The organism is Acinetobacter sp. ANC_7504 (genome assembly GCF_056779995.1).
In genome coordinates this window covers 1-237 of sequence record NZ_JBWYIZ010000046.1, presented here as the reverse complement: position 1 = coordinate 237, position 237 = coordinate 1, and the positions used below count along the sequence as shown (strand labels likewise).

The 237-nt window shown below is 45.6% G+C and carries 1 pseudogene; it reads right to left on the bottom strand.

Going from position 1 to position 237, the window contains the following annotated elements:
* A pseudogene (locus AC1M9F_RS14555) lies at nucleotides 1–237 on the bottom strand (alkyl hydroperoxide reductase subunit F); the annotation flags it as partial.

Below are 237 nucleotides of genomic sequence, written 5' to 3'. Positions count from 1 at the left end.
CACCACCGATCACAAGCACGTCAAATGCATCTTTGGCATTGAGCTTTTCAGCATCTTTCGCAGCAGAATTAGTATCGAGCTTCGCAACAATCTCTTCCAATGTCATACGACCTTGACCGATATGTTCGTTGTCTTGGAACACCATTGGGACAGCCATGATTTTGCGTTCTTCAACTTCGTCTTGGAAGAATGCACCATCAATCATGGTTGCTGTTGTGCCAGGGTTGTAGATTGCGA